This is a genomic window from Rossellomorea sp. LJF3, assembly GCF_037046045.1.
In the GTDB taxonomy this organism is placed as follows: Bacteria; Bacillota; Bacilli; order Bacillales; family Bacillaceae_B; genus Rossellomorea.
On the sequence record NZ_JBANLY010000029.1, the window covers coordinates 20,567 to 41,002 of the forward strand.

Sequence of the window (20,436 nt, forward strand, 5' to 3'; positions counted from 1 at the left end):
ATGTTTTGGTTGATGACAGTCATTTTCTCCCTTACCATCATCGTCATGTTATGGAGACCGTTCGGGATCAGTGAAACCATCCCCACATCCATCGGGGCAGCCATCGTCCTCCTGATAGGGATCGTTCCCTTCAGTGATGTGTTCACCATCGTCGATATCGTGAGCGGGGCGGCTCTTACGATATTATCGACGATCATGATGTCCATCGTCCTTGAAAGTATCGGCTTCTTCAGGGTCGTCGCCGTGAATATCGTCAACAGATCCAGGGGTTCGGGGCTCAGGCTGTACATCTATGTGTTGGTATTATGTTTTATGATGACCATGTTCTTCAACAATGACGGCAGCATCCTCATCACCACTCCGATCATCATCCATATGACTTCCCTATTGAAGCTCAAGAACCATCAGAAGATCCCTTACCTGCTTTCAGGTGCCCTTATTGCCACTGCAGCCAGTGCACCGATCGCCGTCAGTAATATTTCAAATCTCATCGCCCTTAAAATTGTCGGTCTCACCCTGCAGGACTACGTTCAGATGATGTTCGTGCCATCCATGGTCGCCATCCTCGTCATCGCTTATCTTCTCTACCTCTACTTCCGCAAATCAATCCCGAAAAAAATCCTGAATGTCTCAATCAATTGGAAAAAAGATGCCCAAGCCTACTCCTACTCCCACCCTCTTTCCACGAATGAGGAGAAGAAAGAAATCGATTTTACCCTGATCAAGTATTGTTTGCTGATTGTCGTTCTCACACGGGCCGCCTTTTTTGCCCTGACCCCTTTTGGCATTCCCCTTGAAATCATCGGTATGGGCGGAGCCGTCATCCTGATCTTCCTCAGATACAGCCGGACAAGGATGGGCGTCATGGATATTATCCGGAAGACGCCTTGGCATGTTCTGTTATTCGCTTTTAATATGTACGTACTGGTGTATGGAATGAAAAATGTCGGGTTAAGCGACTTCATCGTCGAGCAATTCAGGGATCATATTGTCGGACAGCCTTTCAATGCCAGCATCATAATGGGGATCTTCCTGACCGTGATCTCCAATCTGTTTAACAATCTGCCGGCGGTGATGATCGGCACCCTATCCATTACGGAAATGGGACTGGACCCCCACATTTTGCAGATTGCTTATCTGGCCAACGTGCTGGGGAGTGACATTGGTGCTTTGCTAACACCAGTCGGAACGCTCGCCACATTGATCTGGATGTTCATCTTAAAGACCCATGGAATTAAAATTTCCTGGAGCCGCTATTTGAGGGTGACCATATTCATCGTTCCCATCAGTCTATTAGTCGGATTATACAGTTTGTACCTTTGGATAGAGTGGTTATTTTAAACTAGGAAGGAGTATCAAAGCTTATGAAAAATGTTTATTCTGCCTTTACCGGTGAAGCGGTCATGATCGAACTGACCGGAAAAAAAACCATCAATGGATATTTGATCGAGGTGGGCAGCGAGGTCATGATCGTCTATAACGGAGACGATTATATCTATATCTCTACTTCTCATATTAAAAACATGTCGGTTGTATCGAAGGACTCCATCGGAATCGATGAGCCGTCTGTGAGTCCTCAGCTTGAGCAGGAAGATCAATTATCCCTGCGAAAGATCCTGACAACAGCCAAGGGGGTCTTCCTTGAAATCTACACAACGGGCAATCAACCGATACACGGCTATATTACAGGGATCATGAACAATTACTTCGCATTCTATTCCCCAGTCTATAAAACGATGTTCATTTCCCTGCAGCATTTAAAATGGCTGATTCCCTATTCCACCAATCTCTCTCCCTACCGCCTGAGTAAGGAAAATCTGCCTGTCAATCCGTCTAACTCCATCACCCTGGCCAGAAGCTTCGAGGTTCAACTTGAAAAACTCCGCGGACACCTCGTCGTATTAAACCTGGGAGTCCAGGAAGAAATGATCGGCAAGATTGAAAGAGTGTCGGATAATATCATGGAATTGATTACGGCCAAGGGAGAATCCACCTACTTGAATATGCAGCATATTCAAACCGTCCATTTGCCATAAAAAAAAGAAACCACCTGTCCAAGGGATAGGTGGTTTCTTGATGATTAGAAATTACGTTCGGAAACGTTGATTCTGTTCATGGCACGCTTCAGAGCGAGTTCGGCACGACGGAAGTCTACATCATCCTGTTGTGCCTGCATGCGGTCTTCAGCACGGCCTTTTGCTTCTTTCGCGCGTTGTACATCGATAGCTTCTGCTGTTTCAGCAGACTGTGCTAGAATTGTCACTTGTTCAGGACGTACTTCTAAGAATCCGCCACTGACAGCTACAAGCTCAGTGTTGCCACCTTTTTTCAGGCGAACCGCACCGATTTGTAGTGGAGCAACCATCGGAATGTGTCCAGGTAAGATTCCAAGCTCACCGCTTTGAGCTTTCGTGCTCACCATTTCCACTTCTGAATCGTACACTGGGCCATCGGGAGTGACAATATTGACTTTTAATGTCTTCATTTTCTTCCCTCCTGGTCCCTAATTATACCTCTACGCCCATCTCTTTAGCTGCAGCCAGTACGTCCTCGATCGGACCTACAAGACGGAATGCATCTTCTGGAATGTGGTCGTATTTACCTGCAAGAATATCAACGAAGCCTTTAACTGTGTCCTTCACTTCTACGTAAGAACCTTTTTGGCCTGTGAACTGTTCTGCAACGTGGAAGTTTTGAGATAAGAAGAACTGTACGCGGCGTGCGCGTTGTACTGTCAGCTTATCATCATCAGAAAGCTCGTCCATACCAAGGATCGCGATGATATCTTGAAGCTCTTTATAGCGCTGTAACGTTTGTTGAACGTTACGTGCAACATTGTAGTGTTCTTCTCCAACGATCTCTGGAGAAAGAGCACGGGAAGTCGATGCCAATGGATCTACCGCAGGATAGATACCCATTTCAGAAAGCTTACGCTCAAGGTTCGTTGTTGCATCAAGGTGAGCGAAAGTTGTTGCAGGAGCCGGATCCGTGTAGTCATCGGCAGGTACATAGATCGCTTGGATCGATGTTACAGAACCTACGTTTGTTGACGTGATACGCTCTTGCAGTTGACCCATTTCAGTCGCAAGTGTCGGCTGGTAACCAACGGCAGATGGCATACGGCCAAGTAGTGCCGAAACCTCTGAACCTGCTTGCGTGAAACGGAAGATGTTATCGATGAACAGAAGTACGTCTTGACCTTGCTCATCACGGAAGTATTCAGCCATTGTCAGACCCGTCAAGGCAACACGCATACGTGCACCAGGCGGTTCGTTCATTTGTCCGAATACCATCGCTGTTTTCTTGATAACGCCAGAATCGCTCATCTCATGGTAAAGGTCATTACCTTCACGCGTACGCTCTCCAACACCGGCGAATACAGAGATACCACCGTGCTCTTGAGCGATGTTATTGATAAGCTCCTGGATTAATACGGTTTTACCAACACCGGCACCACCGAATAGACCGATCTTACCACCCTTGATGTATGGAGCAAGTAAGTCTACTACTTTGATACCTGTTTCAAGAATCTCAACTTCTGTAGAAAGTTGATCGAATGTAGGTGCCTGTCTGTGAATCGGATCACGACGGATACCTGCTGCAAGAGGCTCGTCTAAATCGATTGATTCACCCAGAACGTTGAATACACGACCTAACGTTACATCCCCTACTGGTACAGAGATTGGTGCTCCTGTATCGAGTACTTCGGCTCCACGTTGTAAACCATCCGTAGATGCCATTGCGATCGTACGTACAGAATCATCACCTAGGTGAAGGGCAACCTCTAATGTAAGTTCAGCTCTATCTGCAATTTGGATCTTTAAAGAGTTGTAGATATCAGGAAGTTGGCCGCTGGCGAACTTGACATCAACAACTGGACCCATTACTTGAAGAACGTGTCCTTTGTTCATCTCTTTCCCTCCTAACTAGCTTTTGACAAAAACTTTATAAAGTATAAACGGTTCTATTAACCGTCAGAGTTCTATTCGAGTGCCGCAGCCCCGCCGACGATCTCCGTGATTTCCTGAGTGATCGCTGCTTGACGCGCACGGTTAAATTTCAGTGTAAGGTCACTGATGATTTCTTTTGCATTATCGGTTGCATTTCTCATCGCTGTCATACGGGCGGCGTGCTCACTTGCTTTACCGTCAAGGAGAGCCCCGAATATCAGGCTTTCAGCGTATTGAGGAAGCAATACCTCAAGGATTTCCTCTGCAGAAGGCTCGAATTCATATGAAGCAAGCTTTCCTGAAGGAGTCAGATCCGTTAACGGTAACACTTTTTTCTCCGTAACATCCTGTTGGATCGCACTTACATAGTGGTTGTAGAACATATACAGTTCATCGTATGCCTCGGCAGAGAACATACCCACCGCTTTGTTTGCGATATCTTTAATGTCTGCGAAATTCGGTTGATCCGGAAGACCCGTTACCGATTCAAGGACATTGAAGCCTTTTTTACGGAAGAAATCAGCACCGACACGGCCCAGAGCAATAATGGCAAATTCATCATTTGAGCTGTGACTTTCTTTAATTCGATTGCTAACAGCACGGATTACACTGCTGTTATATGCCCCCGCCAAACCACGGTCTGATGTAATGACCAGATACCCGGTTCTTTTAACGGGGCGGGAGACTAGCATCGGATTCCTCACACCTTGACTGCCCGCTGCAACGGATGTCACCACTTCTTGAATTTTATTCATGTAAGGTACGAATGACTTAGCATTCGTCTCCGCACGATTCAATTTAGAAGCCGATACCATTTCCATTGCTTTGGTGATTTGACTTGTCTTTTTGGTAGAAGTAATACGAGTTTGTATATCGCGTAACGATGCCACTGGTTCTCACCACCCTTTACATATTGTCAGACATAGAGAGCGGGCCTCTATTAGCCCTGCTCCACTATGGTCATTGCCGTCAGACGGCAACCCTTATTCAGACTTGATGAACGTCTTCTTGAATTCATTGATCGCGGTTTTCATTGCATCATCTTCAGGAAGACCTTTCGTCGTACGAATATGGTCTAACAGTTCAGTATGGTTGTGATCTAACCAGCTTAGAAGTTCAGACTCGAAACGACGGATATCTACAACTGGAATATCATCTAAATGACCTTTAATCAGTGCATAGAAGATCATGACTTGTTTTTCAACTTTAAGTGGTTTGTTAAGATCCTGCTTCAGTACTTCTACAGTACGAGCCCCACGATTCAGTTTCGCCTGAGTCGCTTTATCAAGATCCGATCCGAACTGAGCGAATGCTTCAAGCTCACGGTAAGCGGCTAAGTCAAGACGAAGCGTACCGGAAACCTTCTTCATTGCTTTGATTTGTGCAGATCCACCAACACGTGATACGGAAAGACCCGCATTGATCGCCGGACGTACACCGGAGAAGAATAGGTCAGATTGTAAGAAAATCTGTCCGTCCGTGATGGAGATAACGTTTGTCGGGATATAAGCGGAGATATCTCCTGCTTGTGTTTCAACGAATGGTAATGCCGTGATGGAACCTCCACCTTTTGCATCACTCAATTTCGCCGCACGCTCAAGTAAACGAGAGTGCAAGTAGAATACGTCACCAGGGAATGCTTCACGGCCTGGAGGACGACGTAATAATAGGGAAAGCTCACGGTAAGCAGAAGCCTGCTTGGAAAGATCATCGTACACGACAAGAACGTGCTTGCCACTGTGCATGAATTCTTCAGCCATTGTGATACCAGCATATGGTGCTAAGAATAGCATCGGAGCCGGTGAAGCAGCTGATGCCGTTACAACGATTGTGTATTCAAGGGCACCGTGCTTACGCAATGTTTCTACCGCGTTACGTACTGTTGATTCTTTTTGACCGATGGCAACGTAGATACATACCATATCCTGGTCTTTTTGGTTCAGAATCGCATCGATGGCAACAGATGTTTTACCTGTTTGACGGTCACCGATGATCAATTCACGTTGTCCACGACCGATTGGAACTAACGCATCGATCGCTTTGATACCCGTTTGAAGTGGCTCGTGTACGGATTTACGATCCATAACACCAGGTGCCCCACTTTCAATCGGACGCGTTTTCGTTGTTGCGATTGGACCCAATCCATCAACTGGTTGTCCAAGTGAGTTTACTACACGACCAACTAGTTCTTGTCCTACTGGTACTTCCATGATACGTCCAGTACGACGAACCTCATCGCCTTCACGAATGTCAGTATATGGTCCGAGAATGATGATACCAACGTTGTTTTCTTCTAAGTTCTGTGCCATACCCATGACACCGTTAGAAAATTCAACAAGCTCTCCAGCCATGACATTGTCGAGGCCATGAGCACGAGCGATACCGTCACCGATTTGGATAACTGTACCTACGTCGCTTACTTTCATCTCAGACTGATAGTTTTCAATTTGCTTTTTTATCAGCGCGCTGATTTCTTCCGCCTTGATGCTCATGAATTTCACCCCTCATTTATACGAAAGTTAACGAATTAGTTCACGCTCAAGACGAGTCAACTTACCTTGCAGGCTGCCATCATAGATGCGTGTCCCGATTTGGACCTTGATGCCGCCCAGTAAATTTTCGTCTGTCACATTGGTAATTCTTAATGATTGTTTTCCGACTTTTTTTGCAAAAGAAGATGACAATGCTGTTTGCTCATCTTCTGTCAAAGGACGTACAGAGTACACTGTCGCATCTGCAATCCCGCGTGCTTCGTTTGTCAATTCGATGAATGCCTCGGCCATCCCTGTGATTTCGCCCGTACGGTGACGGTCCGTCATCAGCATCAATGTGTTCAAGACATACGGGGAAGCCGTGGAAAAAGCTTCCTGAATCAATGACTTCTTCTTATCTAACGTAAGCTTAGGATTTTCAAAGAGAACCGTTAATTCGGTGTTCTCAAGGAAAACCGCTCTCACTGTACGCAACTCTTCTTCGATTCCTTCAAGCTGATTATGATCCTGGGCAATCTCGAAAAGAGCTAACGCATAGCGTTTTGCAACTGTAGAGTAGCTCATCGCTCTTCCCCTACCTCTTGAATATAATCGTTAATTAACTTCTGTTGATCATCAGCAGAAAGTTCTTTCTCAATAACCTTAGAAGCAATAAGTACTGATAAAGATGCAACCTGTTTCTGAAGTGCTGCCACAGCTTGTTCTTTTTGTGTTTCGATTTCGCGCTTTGCAGATTCTTTCAATCTCTCTGCCTCTTGACGAGCAGTTGCGATAATCTCTTCACGTTGTTCAGAACCTTGTTTCTTAGAGTTTTCAATCATTGTTTGAGCTTCAAGACGAGCTTCTTTCAGAAGTTTCTTTTGCTCTTCTAAAATATTGTTTGCCTCAGTGCGGCTCTTTTCGGCTGCCGTGATTTCACCGGCGATGTGGTCTTCACGTTGCTGCATGATTCCCATTAATGGACCCCAGGCGAATTTCTTAAGTAGCGCCATAAGGACAAGGAACATGATCAGCTGAAAGACGATATCCCCCGTGTTAAGGCCGCCGTGACCTGCTGCCTCACCTATAACGAATGCGTTAGTTAACATACTCGATTCACTCCCTTCAAGAATCGATTGGATCGTATTTTTTTATAAATGAACCGTTCTTGCAAAGAATCTATTCTCTAGTACATAGGAATGGCGAAGATAATCGTCAAGACGAACTTCGCCATTCAACCTGTCCGTTTTATTAGCTTCCTAGTGCGATGAAAGCGATAACTACACCGATGATTGGAAGTGCCTCAACTAATGCGATACCGATGAACATTGTTGTTTGTAAAGTACCACGTAATTCCGGTTGACGTGCAATTCCTTCTACTGTACGACCTACGATAAGACCGTTACCAATACCTGCTCCTAGTGCTGCTAAACCAACTGCAATTGCTGCTGCGATAAGACTCATTCTAAAGTTCCTCCTTTAATGTATAAGAAAAATATTTTTTACATATATGTTTGTCCACCGTAATGAACAGGTATATATTAATGGTCGTGGCTAACTTTGTGAGCCATATAAACCATTGTTAACATACAGAAAATGAACGCCTGGATCGATCCGACAAACACCGAGAATCCTTGCCAAGCAAGCATTGGTGCGATCGCTCCGATCGTTCCGCCGATACCACCGTTAACGGCAAGACCCGCAAGTAGTGCAAGCAGGATTTCACCGGCATAGATGTTACCGTAAAGTCGAAGACCCAATGTAAGAGTGTTTGCAAACTCTTCAATGATTTTTAGCGGGAATAACCACCACATAGGTTTGAAAAAGTCTTTCCCATATTCGCCAAACCCCTTCAATCTGATTCCATAGAAATGGGATAGTACCACGACCATAACCGCCAGGGTCATCGTGATGGCAGGATCGGCTGTAGGTGACTTCCACCATAATTCGCCGTCATATACGACAGAGAACGGCAGACCCAGCATATTCGACACAAAAATATACATGATAATCGTGAGACCTAAGATATGGAAACGGCCACCCGTCTTCCAGTCCATGTTGCTCTTAATGATCCCCTTGACGAAGTCCATCACCCACTCGAAAAAATTCTGCATTCCGGTCGGTTTCAGGGCTAAGCGACGTGTAGATAAGAGGGCTATAATAAACACTATGGCCGTTGCGACCGTGATCATCAAAACGTTCGCAAGGTTAAAAGTCAAACCCAGGAAATGGGCTGTAGGTGCTCCATGATTCAAAATACTTCACCTCTCTTCCCCGCTATTTATTAGTTTTGAAGCTGCTGAAAAAATAATCTATCATAATGACAATATAGGTCGTCATTAATCCAATAATAAGACTTAGGAGATGAAATGTTTCTGGAAATCGTGTGGCAATGATGACTCCAAGGGCGGCTGCGGCCATACGGGAAGTGGTTCCTAGTGATCTCACTTTTTTTCCCTCTACCACGGCGTCCCCGAACTTCGAGACCCGCTTCGTCATGCCCCAGTGCATATAAAGACTTAGAACTGTCCCTAAAATTAACCCTAAGAATACTGATTTGTGGGTGGTGAATCCCCAACCCAGGACGTAAATAGAAAGCACGTAAATTATGTATTTCCGCTGTCTATTAAACATTTGATGGAGTTCCGGCATATCTTATTATTCTCCTAAGAAGAAATGTCGTACTGTTCGAAGCATCGCATAGATCCCTGCGGCAAGACCGAGGAGTAATCCGATGATTAAAAAGAGTGGTGCTGAATCAACCTGCTGATCAATCCATCTCCCCAGGAAAATCCCGACTAAGATAGACCCGACAAGCTGTGCTAGAATGGCCGAATAAATCGCCATCGCCTTATATGGGCTTTCGTTTTTTTGACCCATTTCAACCTCTCCCATTCAAACGGAATTTGAACATGAGGCAAGCATTTCAGACATGATGTAAAACCGATTGCATAAGGGTTTCCGCATTGTGAAAACCTTATCATTTTACATCCTTTGTAAGCATACAATAGGGCTTAATCTATGTCAATGCGTTCAAGTTAAAAAGTTCACAACCTATCCACGTGTTTCCAGATTGTTCACATTTTCAACACAATTGCTAGAAAAGCGGAGCCGACTGCTCAGGCCCGACAAGCATAAGATGAATATGCCGGAAAGGCGCTTTTTGCCTTTTTGGCATATTTAGCTTATGACCTCGAGGGACTAGGAGGCGCAGCTGGACATGTCGAAAAGCATATCCGACTGCCCACCCCTCACGCACAACTTAGAAATATATTAACAAATTCATAGTTCCACTCTTCACATGCCCCTCCATTATATAGAAGATTCCCTTGCTGAGTAACCCTTGAATTTAATGTAAATACTTCCAACTGATTTCAAAATGCTAGCGTTTATAAAATTAAAGGTCCGTCCCTCAAAAATTGTAAGAGGGACGGACCTTTACACTATTTTATTCGTTTGGATCGAAGGATTTTGGACGCTCATCCAGGTGACCGAAGTGATAGCGGATCGCTTGGGTGATTCGGTAGGATGCCTGTCCGTCTCCGTATGGGTTTGTCGCTTTTGACATTTTGCCGTGTGCTTCCGAATCTGTAAGAAGTTCTTTCGCAAGCTTGTAGATGTTTTCTTCTTCATTACCGGCAAGCTTCAATGTTCCGGCTTCAATTCCTTCAGGACGCTCGGTTGTGTCACGAAGGACAAGGACCGGCACACCTAACGAAGGTGCTTCTTCCTGAACACCGCCTGAATCGGTCAGAATCAGGTGGGCACGGGAGGCAAAGTTATGGAAATCGATGACATCCAGCGGCTCGATCAGATGAATCCGCTTGTCGTTACCAAGTACTTCATCCGCCACTTTACGAACGGCCGGATTCAAGTGGACCGGATAGACAACCTGGATATCATCATGCTCTTCCACTAATCGCTTGATGGCACGGAACATATTGCGCATCGGTTGACCAAGATTTTCACGACGGTGAGCCGTTAACAGAACTAAACGATCGTCACCAAGCTTCTCCAATACTTCATGATGATACTCATCTTTTACCGTTGTTTTTAACGCATCAATCGCTGTGTTCCCGGTAATGAAGATTCCCTCTTCTTTCTTATTTTCATTCAGAAGATTCTGGGATGATTTTTCCGTTGGAGCAAAGTGAAGATCCGCCATGACACCTGTCAGCTGACGATTCATTTCCTCAGGGAACGGTGAATACTTATTCCACGTTCTAAGGCCGGCTTCGACATGGCCGACTGAGATCTGATTATAGAAAGCAGCAAGACTTGCAACGAATGTTGTTGTTGTATCACCATGTACAAGAACAACATCCGGCTTTGCTTCTTTCATGATTTTATCCAGACCTTCCAGTCCGCGCGTTGTTACATCGATAAGTGTTTGACGGTCTTTCATGATGTTCAGGTCATAATCGGGCGTGATATCAAAAATATTCAACACCTGATCCAGCATTTCACGGTGCTGAGCTGTTACTGTTACAATCGTTTCAAAGTTTTCCGGATACTTCTTTAATTCCAGAACAAGGGGAGCCATCTTGATGGCTTCAGGCCTTGTTCCAAAAATCGTCATTACCTTGATTGGATCCGTCATATTTTCGCCCTGCCTTCCTTATTTCGTTCCGTACAAACGATCTCCCGCGTCCCCAAGTCCAGGAACGATGTAGCCTTTTTCATTCAGCTTCTCATCAAGAGCAGCAATGAAGATATCAACATCAGGGTGTGCTTCCTTGATAGCCTCGACACCTTCAGGACAAGCAACCAGGCACATGAACTTGATGCTTACGGCACCGCGCTTTTTCAATGAGTTGATGGCTTCCACGGCAGATCCGCCCGTTGCAAGCATTGGATCGACAAGGATGAAGTCACGCTCTTCCACATCACTTGGAAGCTTCACGTAATATTCGATCGGTTTAAGAGTCTCAGGGTCACGGTATAACCCGACATGTCCCACTTTTGCAGCCGGAATCAATTTTAAGATTCCATCAACCATTCCAAGGCCGGCACGCAGGATAGGAACGATTCCTAATTTTTTCCCTGCAAGGGTTTTCGCTTTCGCACTGCTTACCGGCGTTTCAACGTCGATATCCTCCAGTGGCAGATCACGTGTGATTTCAAAGGCCATAAGTGTAGCAACCTCATCTACAAGCTCACGGAATTCCTTTGTTCCTGTTTCTTTATCTCGGATAAACGTTAACTTATGTTGGATCAACGGATGATCAAATACATATACTTTGCCCATACGACTCTCTCCTTTAAATTCAGTTTTATGTAAAAATGGTTCTTCCACTTCATTTACACCTCAGACTATTGTACATAAAAGACAATTTAAGAGCAACATGAGATGGGAAGTGTAATGGAATCGTTAGAATTGAGAAGATTGGTGGTGAGATTGATCTCCTCGATGAGGTTTTTGTTTATTTTGAGGGAGTGAGTGAGGACCAGGAGGCTTGGGAGAGAGGTGATTGCGTCGTTTTCACTTGTGATTGCGTCATAATATTTTTTATTGCGTCGTTTTTTCGTTCATTGCGTCATTTCATTAAGCTTTTGCGTCCTTTAACAAATTATGGAAACTCTAATTAAACCCATCAAAAAACCTCCCCACCAGGAACATCCGTCCCTAATGAAGAGGCCAACATCTATTATCTCTCAGGATACAACTCAAATTTACTTGTTAAATCCAACACACGCTTACGTGCTTCTTCCAATTTCGCTTCATCTTCATGGTTCTTAAGAGTCAACGCCATGATCGAAGCAATTTCGTCCATGTCCCCGAGTCCGAAGCCTCTGGACGTCACAGCTGCCGTTCCGATACGGACACCGCTTGTAACGAATGGGCTTTCCGGATCAAATGGGATCGTGTTTTTATTGACGGTGATTCCGATCTCATCAAGAACTTTCTCAGCGACTTTACCAGTCAATCCCAGTGAACGCGTGTCTATCAGTAACAGGTGGTTGTCAGAACCGCCGGATACAAGGTCGATTCCTTCCTTCACAAGACCTTCGCCTAAGCGCTTCGCATTGTCGATGATGTTCTGTGCATATTCTTTGAAAGAATCCTGCAGTGCTTCACCGAAAGCCACGGCTTTAGCAGAAATCACGTGCATCAGAGGTCCGCCCTGGATTCCAGGGAAAATAGACTTGTCTATCTTCTTCGCAAACTCTTCTTTACAAAGGATCATACCGCCGCGTGGTCCGCGCAATGTTTTATGTGTCGTTGTCGTCACGAAGTCTGCATAAGGAACTGGGTTCTGGTGAAGACCAGCCGCTACCAGTCCGGCGATGTGAGCCATATCCACCATCAGGTAAGCTCCCACTTCGTCAGCAATTTCACGGAACTTCGCAAAATCGATGGCTCTTGGATACGCACTTGCTCCCGCTACGATCAGCTTCGGTTTGTGTTCCAATGCTTTTTGTCTAACATCTTCATAATTGATCAGGTGCTTTTCTTCATCCACACCGTACTCTACGAAATTATATTGAATACCGCTGAAGTTGACCGCACTTCCGTGAGTCAGATGTCCCCCATGAGATAAGTTCATTCCAAGAACCGTGTCGCCCTGTTCAAGGATGGTGAAGTAGACTGCCATATTGGCTTGTGCTCCTGAGTGAGGCTGAACGTTGACGTGTTCTGCTCCAAACAGTTCTTTCGCACGGTCGCGGGCCAGATTTTCGGCTACGTCCACATGCTCACAGCCACCATAATAGCGACGACCTGGGTACCCCTCTGCATACTTATTTGTCAAAACGGAGCCTTGTGCTTCCATAACGGCTTCACTGACAAAGTTTTCAGATGCAATTAATTCGATCTTCGTTCGTTGACGCTCTAATTCATCTTGAATCGCTGCATAAATTTCCGGATCTTGCTTGGCAATCTTACTCATACATATCCCCCTTTAATTCATGGGCCCAACTTTGGCGCCTCCTTGATTCATTCAATCCCATTCTAACACGATTCACCAAAAGGCGAAATAAAAACCTATAGTCAAAACGTAACGTTCGTGTTTAGAGACCATTTCGAGGGACGGACCTCATGTGACACTGTTCACAAACACATTCCACCCCCATATCGATCCCCTTTAAGTAGCGATATGACTGTATTTGCGACTCCAGGAGAACCCGTCTGCTCCTTTTCCCTGCATGCCCCATATTCTGATTCATCGACAAGAGAATCATCTCCCCCCTTGTCCCCACTATTCGTTCGGATTTGACAACCGATTTAGGGATCAATCCAAAATAAAGGTCCGTCCCTCAAACGAGAGGAACGAACCTTCTTCCATGTTTTATTCGTATGCTGCCCTGGTTCCGCCGATGAGTTTTGGTCTGGTTTTGGCGAGGGTGACGTGGGCTTCGCCGAGGCTTTTTTGTGATACCCGGATTGGGACGGCTACGTGTTTCAGGTGCATGCCGATGAAGGTGTCCCCGATGTCGATGCCGGCGTCGGCTTTGATGTGCTCGACCATGACCGGGTCGTCGAAGGAATGATAGGCTTTCGTCGCCATGGCTCCTCCTGCTTTTCGTACAGGAACGACTGTGACTTCATCGAGTCCCCTCTTTTCTGCTATTTCCCTTTCAAGGACAAGGGCACGATTTAAATGCTCGCAGCATTGAAACGCCAGGGAAACCCCTGTAGAATCCGCCCAGCCCTTCAGCTCGTCATAAATCATTTCCGCGACTTCAATGGTTCCCGACGTGCCGATCCGCTCCCCCATCACTTCAGAGGTGGAACAGCCGACGACAAAGACTTGTCCTTTTTTCAGCGGAACCTGATTGCTGAAATCACGCAGGATTGTTTGCAGTTCATCTTTCAATTGAGCGATTTCCATGAAACCCACTCCTTATTGTTTGTCCTCGTATGCCGTGATCTTTCCGACTCTATTTGCATGGCGGCCGCCTTCGAATTCGGTGCCAAGCCACGTTTTGGCGATTTCACGTGCCAGTCCCGGACCGATGACGCGTTCCCCCATGGCCAGCATGTTGCTGTCATTATGTTCGCGGGTCGCTTTTGCACTGAAGACATCATGCACAAGGGCGCAGCGGATCCCCTTCACTTTATTGGCAGAGATGCTCATGCCGATTCCCGTACCGCAGATCAGAATCCCACGATCGAATTCACCGCTTGCCACTTTTTCCGCAACGGGAACGGCGTAGTCCGGATAGTCGACGGATGTACCGCATTCACAGCCGAAATCCTCATATTCAAGTCCCATTTCTTCCATTAATGACTTGATTTCTTCTCTAATATTCACTCCGCCGTGATCCGACGCAATCGCAATTTTCATCTTCTCCCACTCCCCATAACCTTTGATACGTTTATTTTGCCACATCCTCTTCATTATATAAAGCTTTTCAGCATGAAAAAACGGGGTGAGGTCCGTCCCTCACACCCGCTCGATTTTATAAATGAAAACGTGTAATCGTGCTTTTCAGTGCTTCTGCCTGTTCTTTCAGGTTAAGGGCAAGCTTTTCGACGTCATTCATGACGACCGCTTGTTCTTTCGTGGAAGCTGATACTTCCATGGCACCGGCTGATGTTTCTTCTGCGATGGCGGCGACTTCCTGGGATTGCTGGGAAGTGAGCTGGATGCTGTCCATCTGCTGATCGACGAGGACCGAGATATTCTGGACTGCGTCTGCCACTTCATGAATCGTTGTCGTCATGGTTTCAATCATTTCATTCGTCTGCGTTCCTTTTTGTGCTTCTGTATTGGCAGAATCCACCTGGGTCGTGATCTGCCCGACAACGTTCCCGACTTCTGTCTGGATATTCTTGATCAGTTCCGAAATGCCTTGAACCGCTTTTCCACTTTCATCGGCCAGTTTCCGGACTTCCTCTGCGACCACGGCGAACCCTTTCCCATGCTCCCCGGCACGTGCCGCTTCGATGGAAGCATTCAAGGCAAGAAGATTGGTCTGGTTCGCGATGTCCCCGACCAATTGGATGATCTGCTCCACTTTTTTCGCATTGTCTTCGAGTCTGCGCACGGCGTCCAGCGAATCTTCATTCCCTTTTGCCAGCCGATTGATGCCTTCAACGAGGGAATGGATCACTTCTTTACTTCCCTGAAGCTCCGTCACCATGTTTTTCGACATATGCTCGGATGATTTCGAATGATCCTGTACTTCCCGGGCGATCCGGATGACATCCTCCACGGATTCAGCCGTCGTTTGAATCGCCGTTGCCGAGCTTTCGGCACCTGCTGAGATTTCGCTGATCGTTTTGGAAATCGAATACGCCTGTGTAGAAGCGATTTCCGATGCCTTGGAAAGTTCAATGACATTCGTATTGGTTTTGTTAAAATTGTCATCGATGCTTGAGACCATGTCCCGCAAGTTATGCAGCATGCGGTTGAACGCCAGTGCAAGTGAACGGATTTCGTCATCGGATTTCGGTACATCCACTTCGATGGCAATGTCCCCTTCAGCGGCTTTCAGTGCAACCTGCTCCAAGCGCTGCAGCGGTTTGACGATGAATCCCGCTGCAAAAAAGGCCAGAACCGCCGACCAGAATACTCCCATGCCAAGCGTCATGATCGTAAACCACAGCTCATTCATATCAGGCGCAAAAGCAGGTTTGATCACATAAATAAAAAAGGCACTTGTGGTATACGTCACCAACGCCAGAAGCGTGATAAAGAAGACCAATTTCTTTCTAAGACCCGACTTGTAGCTCTTCACTTTCCCCATCTTTCTCTCTCCCTGTCTTTAGCCAAGCTTTTTCATTAACTCCTCGATCAATGAGTCCAATTCCCTGTATGTATGTCTATAGATGTCCACGCTTCCCCCATACGGATCCGATACATCCACGTCAGCAGGATCTTCAAGGACAAACTCCTTCAATGTAAAAACCTTGTCCGCCACATGTGGATACTGATCCACAATCGCCCGCTTATGATTCGATGTCATCGTGAAAATATAGGAAGCCCAATCCAGGTTCTCTTTTGAGAGCGAACTCGATTGATGTCTATGTATTATATCGTTCTCTTTCAGCACTTCTTTAGTCTGATATGACGCCTCATTTCCGTCCATGGCAAAAACACCGGCAGACTTCACGTCAACCCTATCTGCCCCTTTATGCTTCAAAACCGCTTCCGCCATAGGGCTCCGGCATGTATTCCCTGTACAAACAAACAAAATATTCATCACGTCATCCTCCTTACCACCTATTATAAAATATTTTCCAATCTCCCAATAGTCCATTCACAAAGAATACAAAAAGAAAGGATCGGATCAGCCTCGAACCAAGCAAAAAAAGCCCACCCCCTGAGGGACGGACCTTCACCAGCAGAATCAAATCGGCAACAGAAGCTTCACACCAAACGCAAACAGGATACTCCCCCCAAGTGCCTCGCTGTATGTTCCGAGCACCCCCTGGAATTTCCGGCCGATCAATAATCCCGCCCACGTCAACACGGTAGCCGCGATCCCGAAACAGAAAAGGGCGGCAGCTGTCCTCGCACCGAAGATCCCCAGGGTCAATCCGACGGAAAAACTGTCCAGGCTTACACTCAACGCAAAAAGAACCAATCCAAATCCAACGGGCGAGATGAGGGTCGTTTCCTCCTCCTTGAAGCTTGACGCGAACATCTGGATTCCAAGTACGATGAGCAGGACACCACCCGCGTAACCCGCAAAGGACCCGAACGTTTCCGATAAAAACTTCCCCGTCATCATCCCGAGGAGCGGCATCCACACATGAAAGACCCCGACAACCAACCCTATATATAAGACCTGCTTTAATCTCAGCTGGAACATACCCATCCCTATCCCGATCGAAAAGGCATCCATCCCAAGAGCAAATGCCATTAACATCAAGGTCATCAGTTCGCCGATAATTGTTGTCATTTTGTTTTTTCCTCCTCCGGACATGCCTACAAAACAATTTATGCACGTCCAAAGGGATTTAGAATACAAAACAAAACCCCTATGAAAGACCATAGGGGAAGACAATCATCCTTTTATTACCCGGTAACCGGCAGCTTTCTGAAGACGGTTCATGATCGCAAGCCCGACTCCTTCTTCCGGAAACATCTCGGCAAAAATAATATCCACATTACTTCTATTAAAAGCACGCAGGGTGTCGTAGAGATGCTGGGCGACTGTTGTCAGGTCATCCCGGCGTCCGGCGGAGAGGATGAGATCAGCTTGATACCAATCCATTTGTTCCTCCGTCGTCAGAACCCCGACCTTGAGCCCCTCTCCCTTTTTCTCATCCACCAATCGCTGCACATCTTCCCTCGTCCCGTCTACTAAATATACAGGCGCATCCGGGGCGTAGTGAGTGTATTTCATCCCGGGTGATTTCGGGGCACCCTTACCTTCTTTCAAGGAAGGATCCACTTCCACTTTCCCGACGACTTCTTCCAGCTGCTCTTTCGTGATACCGCCCGGTCGCAAAATGACCGGGATTTCTCCCGTACAATCCACAACTGTCGACTCGACCCCTACTCCCGTTTCGCCACCGTCCACCACTCCGGCGATCCGGCCTTCCAGGTCATCGATCACATGCTGAGCCGTTGTCGGACTCGGTTTACCCGAACGATTCGCACTCGGAGCGGCAATCGGAAGTCCCGCTGCCTCGATAATGGAGAGTGCCACGGGATGGTCCGGCATCCGGATTCCCACAGTATCGAGTCCAGCCGTCACCCTTCCGGAAAAGACGTTTTCCTTATTTTTAAAAATGATCGTCAGTGGCCCCGGCCAATACGCGTCAATGAGTTTCGCGGCATCCAACGGAATCTCTTTGACCAAACCCTCTAACTGCTCTTTATTTGATATGTGGACAATCAGTGGATTATCCGACGGCCTGCCCTTCGCTTTAAAGATTTTTTCCACCGCAGTATCCGATGTGGCATTCGCCCCCAGTCCATAAACCGTCTCTGTCGGGAACGCCACCACCTCATCCTGTTGAAGAATCTTCGCTGCATCCACAATTTGTGGATAACTTTTGTTTTTATCCACATCACTTTCCACAATCCAATGTTTCATCATCTATGCCATCCACCTTTATGTTACTAAGCTAAATCTAATCACTTTTCATCTACAAATACTGAATTTAAGAGTTTCTATTCTTTTGAAAGTATAAAAGAAACACCCCGAATTCTCAAGTATTATCCACAAACTGCGTATAACTTGTTGAAAACTGTGGATAAACCTGTGGATGGTGTGAATAATTCTGAAAAAAGAAATAGTTACCGCCTTCTCACTTTTTGTCGAATTGCAAACGAAAAAAACTGAACCATTTTTATAAGAATGGTCCAGCCCTGAATTCCCCGACAAAATCCTTGTCGAAAAATCTATAAATCCAATTTCATTGTTATACAGTTATCCACAGTGGATAACTTTTTTGCATGAATGAAGTTCTCCAGCTCATCCACAACAGGATCTGCTTCCTGTTGAAAACCCAGCAGGTCAAAGAACGCGAGGGATGCTTTCCGATTGGAAATCAAATAGAGACGCTTCAGGTCCTTTTCTTTCGCAAGCTTTAAAATCTCCTGAAAGAGAGCAAATAACTCTTCACTTTCAAATGAAGATGTGACTACAAGTGATCGAAGGAGGCCGATCTTCCCCTGCACCTCGATTCCAAGCGTCCCGATCAAGCGGTTTTCCTCATCTTCCACTACTAAAAAACAATCAATGCTATGTTTAATGCCTTCCGTGCTCAATCCTGCTTTCGTCAAGAAGGCCACGACTTCATGAATGTCCTCATTCGTTGCCTGGCGGATCACTTTCAACATCCTTTCATCCTCCCTTTTCTATCATCCTCTAATATCAATGTATGAAGGTAGAAGGAGATTAGAACAAGGAATGCTAGAAAGATAGAATTTTTGCCAAGAAAAAAGCTTCATCCACATGGGATGCAGCTTTCTTAATTGAATAACCCTTTGAATAAATCTACCACGAAGAAGCGAACTTCTACTTCTTCCTCTTCGGAATCTTCTACAAAGACCGGTTCTTCTTTTTCTACCGAAGCTTCTACCTCTTTCTCAACCGGTGCCTTTACTTCCTCTTTTTCAACCTCATCGATTACACCTGCTTCTACCGCTTCCACTTCGACTTGCTTATAGGCAATCACGTCATCTTCCGAGTCATCCTCACTCACCTGAGTTGCCTCTTCGGGATCCACTTCCGTCACTTCATTCCCGCTAGCCTCCACTTTCGTTTCAAATCCTGTGCTTCTTACGGCATTTCCAGTAGAGAAATCCAGGAAGCATAGTGGCGGATAGAGGACGCACCACCAGTTCGCGCCTTCCCCTTTACCAAGTGTGATCAACACCGCTTCGTATTCACCAGCCGGATAAAGGTACTGACCATAGAGTTTTGTAGGAAAGTCCACTTTCCCAAACTCCACTTTTACTGATTGATCCATGCCTTCTGCCGCGACGACATCTTCCGCAATCTTCTGAAGCTCCGGCAATCCTTCCTTGATGACTGTTTTCGCCTCATCCTGTGACGTCAGATTCGATACCCAATTCGTAATCTCTTTGTTGACTTCATCCCGGACAAGTCTCTTCACGTTCTGATCCCCATCCAGATCACTATTGGCGAGGATCCGCAGGCGAATCGCCTCTTCCGGAATCACCATCGTCTCCTGTGCCGCCATTTCCTGCTTCGGTATATATAAACTTAGAATCGTTCCTAATGATAGAATCAAGATATACAATAGTACTGTGTGTTTTGTTTTCATGTTCTCTCCCCCTTGGTAAACAGTGTGGTCAAAAGGGGGGAATCTTAAACTAGTAAAATAACATTTTTGTTTGCAAAAATTGGTTGGTGGGGCTTTTTGATAATAAAATCTTGTTTTTGAAAATAAACGGGGTGCTTTTGATAATAAATCCCCGGTTTTGAAAATAAGTAGGCCGGTTTTGAGAATAAACGTGATCATTAGGAGATTGGGAAGTCAAGTCCTTTATATTGTGTAAATTCCATACTTGTCTTTCTTAACTGTAAATTGAATATAGGTACTCCATTCAACATTTTTTTGCGAAACTTCCATAATTAATTTCTTC

Annotated in this window: 23 protein-coding genes; 2 read left to right on the forward strand and 21 right to left on the reverse strand. The window is 45.9% G+C overall.

The genetic code is table 11. The annotated features are described in order from the left end of the window. Together V8G47_RS19035 and V8G47_RS19040 are read left to right on the forward strand one after the other, a co-directional pair. Entirely contained in the window at positions 1 to 1,341 is a 1,341-nt protein-coding gene (locus V8G47_RS19035) for an arsenic transporter (RefSeq protein WP_336201462.1), read from the forward strand. Between the two features lie 23 nt (positions 1,342 to 1,364). Then, positions 1,365 to 2,036, forward strand: coding sequence for a DUF2642 domain-containing protein (locus tag V8G47_RS19040; RefSeq protein ID WP_336201463.1), 672 nt, complete (start codon positions 1,365 to 1,367; stop codon positions 2,034 to 2,036). Positions 2,037 to 2,080: 44 nt separating this feature from the next. On the opposite strand, the gene V8G47_RS19045 is transcribed toward V8G47_RS19040, so the two are convergent. The 21 genes from V8G47_RS19045 to spoIIR form a co-directional block, all read right to left on the reverse strand. After that, positions 2,081 to 2,485 (reverse strand): F0F1 ATP synthase subunit epsilon, encoded by a 405-nt coding sequence (locus tag V8G47_RS19045; protein ID WP_034765168.1) that lies wholly within the window; start codon positions 2,483 to 2,485, stop codon positions 2,081 to 2,083. A 22-nt stretch (positions 2,486 to 2,507) separates the two neighbouring features. Beyond that, a complete protein-coding gene (gene atpD / locus V8G47_RS19050) occupies positions 2,508 to 3,911 on the reverse strand; it encodes a F0F1 ATP synthase subunit beta (protein WP_336201464.1) in 1,404 nt (467 codons plus the stop codon). A gap of 71 nt (positions 3,912 to 3,982) precedes the next feature. Continuing rightward, entirely contained in the window at positions 3,983 to 4,840 is an 858-nt protein-coding gene (locus tag V8G47_RS19055) for a F0F1 ATP synthase subunit gamma (protein ID WP_098438724.1), read from the reverse strand. Between the two features lie 93 nt (positions 4,841 to 4,933). Continuing rightward, positions 4,934 to 6,442 carry a F0F1 ATP synthase subunit alpha gene (atpA, locus tag V8G47_RS19060; protein ID WP_336201465.1) on the reverse strand — a complete coding sequence of 503 codons (1,509 nt, stop codon included), beginning with the start codon at positions 6,440 to 6,442 and terminating at the stop codon, positions 4,934 to 4,936. A 27-nt stretch (positions 6,443 to 6,469) separates the two neighbouring features. Further along, positions 6,470 to 7,006, reverse strand: coding sequence for a F0F1 ATP synthase subunit delta (locus tag V8G47_RS19065; protein WP_336201466.1), 537 nt, complete (start codon positions 7,004 to 7,006; stop codon positions 6,470 to 6,472). Beyond that, a complete protein-coding gene (gene atpF / locus V8G47_RS19070) occupies positions 7,003 to 7,530 on the reverse strand; it encodes a F0F1 ATP synthase subunit B (RefSeq protein ID WP_034765158.1) in 528 nt (175 codons plus the stop codon). The genes V8G47_RS19065 and atpF overlap by 4 nt, the downstream gene beginning before the upstream one ends. A 142-nt stretch (positions 7,531 to 7,672) precedes the next feature. Further along, the gene (gene atpE / locus V8G47_RS19075) at positions 7,673 to 7,885 is read right to left on the reverse strand and encodes a F0F1 ATP synthase subunit C (protein ID WP_032086923.1); all 213 of its coding nucleotides are present in this window, start codon (positions 7,883 to 7,885) and stop codon (positions 7,673 to 7,675) included. A gap of 77 nt (positions 7,886 to 7,962) precedes the next feature. Further along, positions 7,963 to 8,676 carry a F0F1 ATP synthase subunit A gene (atpB, locus tag V8G47_RS19080; RefSeq protein ID WP_034765155.1) on the reverse strand — a complete coding sequence of 238 codons (714 nt, stop codon included), beginning with the start codon at positions 8,674 to 8,676 and terminating at the stop codon, positions 7,963 to 7,965. Between the two features lie 22 nt (positions 8,677 to 8,698). Then, a complete protein-coding gene (locus tag V8G47_RS19085; protein ID WP_229595906.1) occupies positions 8,699 to 9,073 on the reverse strand; it encodes an ATP synthase subunit I in 375 nt (124 codons plus the stop codon). Between the two features lie 6 nt (positions 9,074 to 9,079). Beyond that, a complete protein-coding gene (locus V8G47_RS19090; RefSeq protein WP_098438721.1) occupies positions 9,080 to 9,301 on the reverse strand; it encodes an AtpZ/AtpI family protein in 222 nt (73 codons plus the stop codon). A gap of 568 nt (positions 9,302 to 9,869) precedes the next feature. Then, entirely contained in the window at positions 9,870 to 11,021 is a 1,152-nt protein-coding gene (wecB, locus tag V8G47_RS19095) for a non-hydrolyzing UDP-N-acetylglucosamine 2-epimerase (RefSeq protein WP_336201467.1), read from the reverse strand. An 18-nt stretch (positions 11,022 to 11,039) separates the two neighbouring features. After that, positions 11,040 to 11,669 carry a uracil phosphoribosyltransferase gene (gene upp, locus V8G47_RS19100; protein WP_336201468.1) on the reverse strand — a complete coding sequence of 210 codons (630 nt, stop codon included), beginning with the start codon at positions 11,667 to 11,669 and terminating at the stop codon, positions 11,040 to 11,042. Positions 11,670 to 12,069: 400 nt separating this feature from the next. After that, a complete protein-coding gene (gene glyA, locus V8G47_RS19105; RefSeq protein WP_336201469.1) occupies positions 12,070 to 13,311 on the reverse strand; it encodes a serine hydroxymethyltransferase in 1,242 nt (413 codons plus the stop codon). A gap of 399 nt (positions 13,312 to 13,710) precedes the next feature. Then, positions 13,711 to 14,253: a TIGR01440 family protein gene (locus V8G47_RS19110; protein ID WP_336201470.1), complete on the reverse strand. Its 543-nt coding sequence runs from the start codon at positions 14,251 to 14,253 to the stop codon at positions 13,711 to 13,713. 12 nt (positions 14,254 to 14,265) lie between these two features. Continuing rightward, a complete protein-coding gene (rpiB, locus tag V8G47_RS19115) occupies positions 14,266 to 14,709 on the reverse strand; it encodes a ribose 5-phosphate isomerase B (protein WP_034765248.1) in 444 nt (147 codons plus the stop codon). Positions 14,710 to 14,824: 115 nt separating this feature from the next. Continuing rightward, a complete protein-coding gene (locus V8G47_RS19120; RefSeq protein ID WP_261749295.1) occupies positions 14,825 to 16,114 on the reverse strand; it encodes a methyl-accepting chemotaxis protein in 1,290 nt (429 codons plus the stop codon). Between the two features lie 18 nt (positions 16,115 to 16,132). Further along, positions 16,133 to 16,570 carry a low molecular weight protein arginine phosphatase gene (locus tag V8G47_RS19125; RefSeq protein ID WP_336201471.1) on the reverse strand — a complete coding sequence of 146 codons (438 nt, stop codon included), beginning with the start codon at positions 16,568 to 16,570 and terminating at the stop codon, positions 16,133 to 16,135. Between the two features lie 147 nt (positions 16,571 to 16,717). After that, the gene (locus V8G47_RS19130) at positions 16,718 to 17,272 is read right to left on the reverse strand and encodes a manganese efflux pump MntP (RefSeq protein WP_336201472.1); all 555 of its coding nucleotides are present in this window, start codon (positions 17,270 to 17,272) and stop codon (positions 16,718 to 16,720) included. A gap of 105 nt (positions 17,273 to 17,377) precedes the next feature. Next, positions 17,378 to 18,418 carry an L-threonylcarbamoyladenylate synthase gene (locus tag V8G47_RS19135; protein ID WP_336201473.1) on the reverse strand — a complete coding sequence of 347 codons (1,041 nt, stop codon included), beginning with the start codon at positions 18,416 to 18,418 and terminating at the stop codon, positions 17,378 to 17,380. Between the two features lie 305 nt (positions 18,419 to 18,723). Then, entirely contained in the window at positions 18,724 to 19,164 is a 441-nt protein-coding gene (locus V8G47_RS19140; protein WP_034765130.1) for a GNAT family N-acetyltransferase, read from the reverse strand. A gap of 131 nt (positions 19,165 to 19,295) precedes the next feature. Beyond that, the gene (gene spoIIR, locus V8G47_RS19145) at positions 19,296 to 20,114 is read right to left on the reverse strand and encodes a stage II sporulation protein R (RefSeq protein ID WP_336201474.1); all 819 of its coding nucleotides are present in this window, start codon (positions 20,112 to 20,114) and stop codon (positions 19,296 to 19,298) included. Between the last annotated feature and the right edge of the window lie 322 nt (positions 20,115 to 20,436).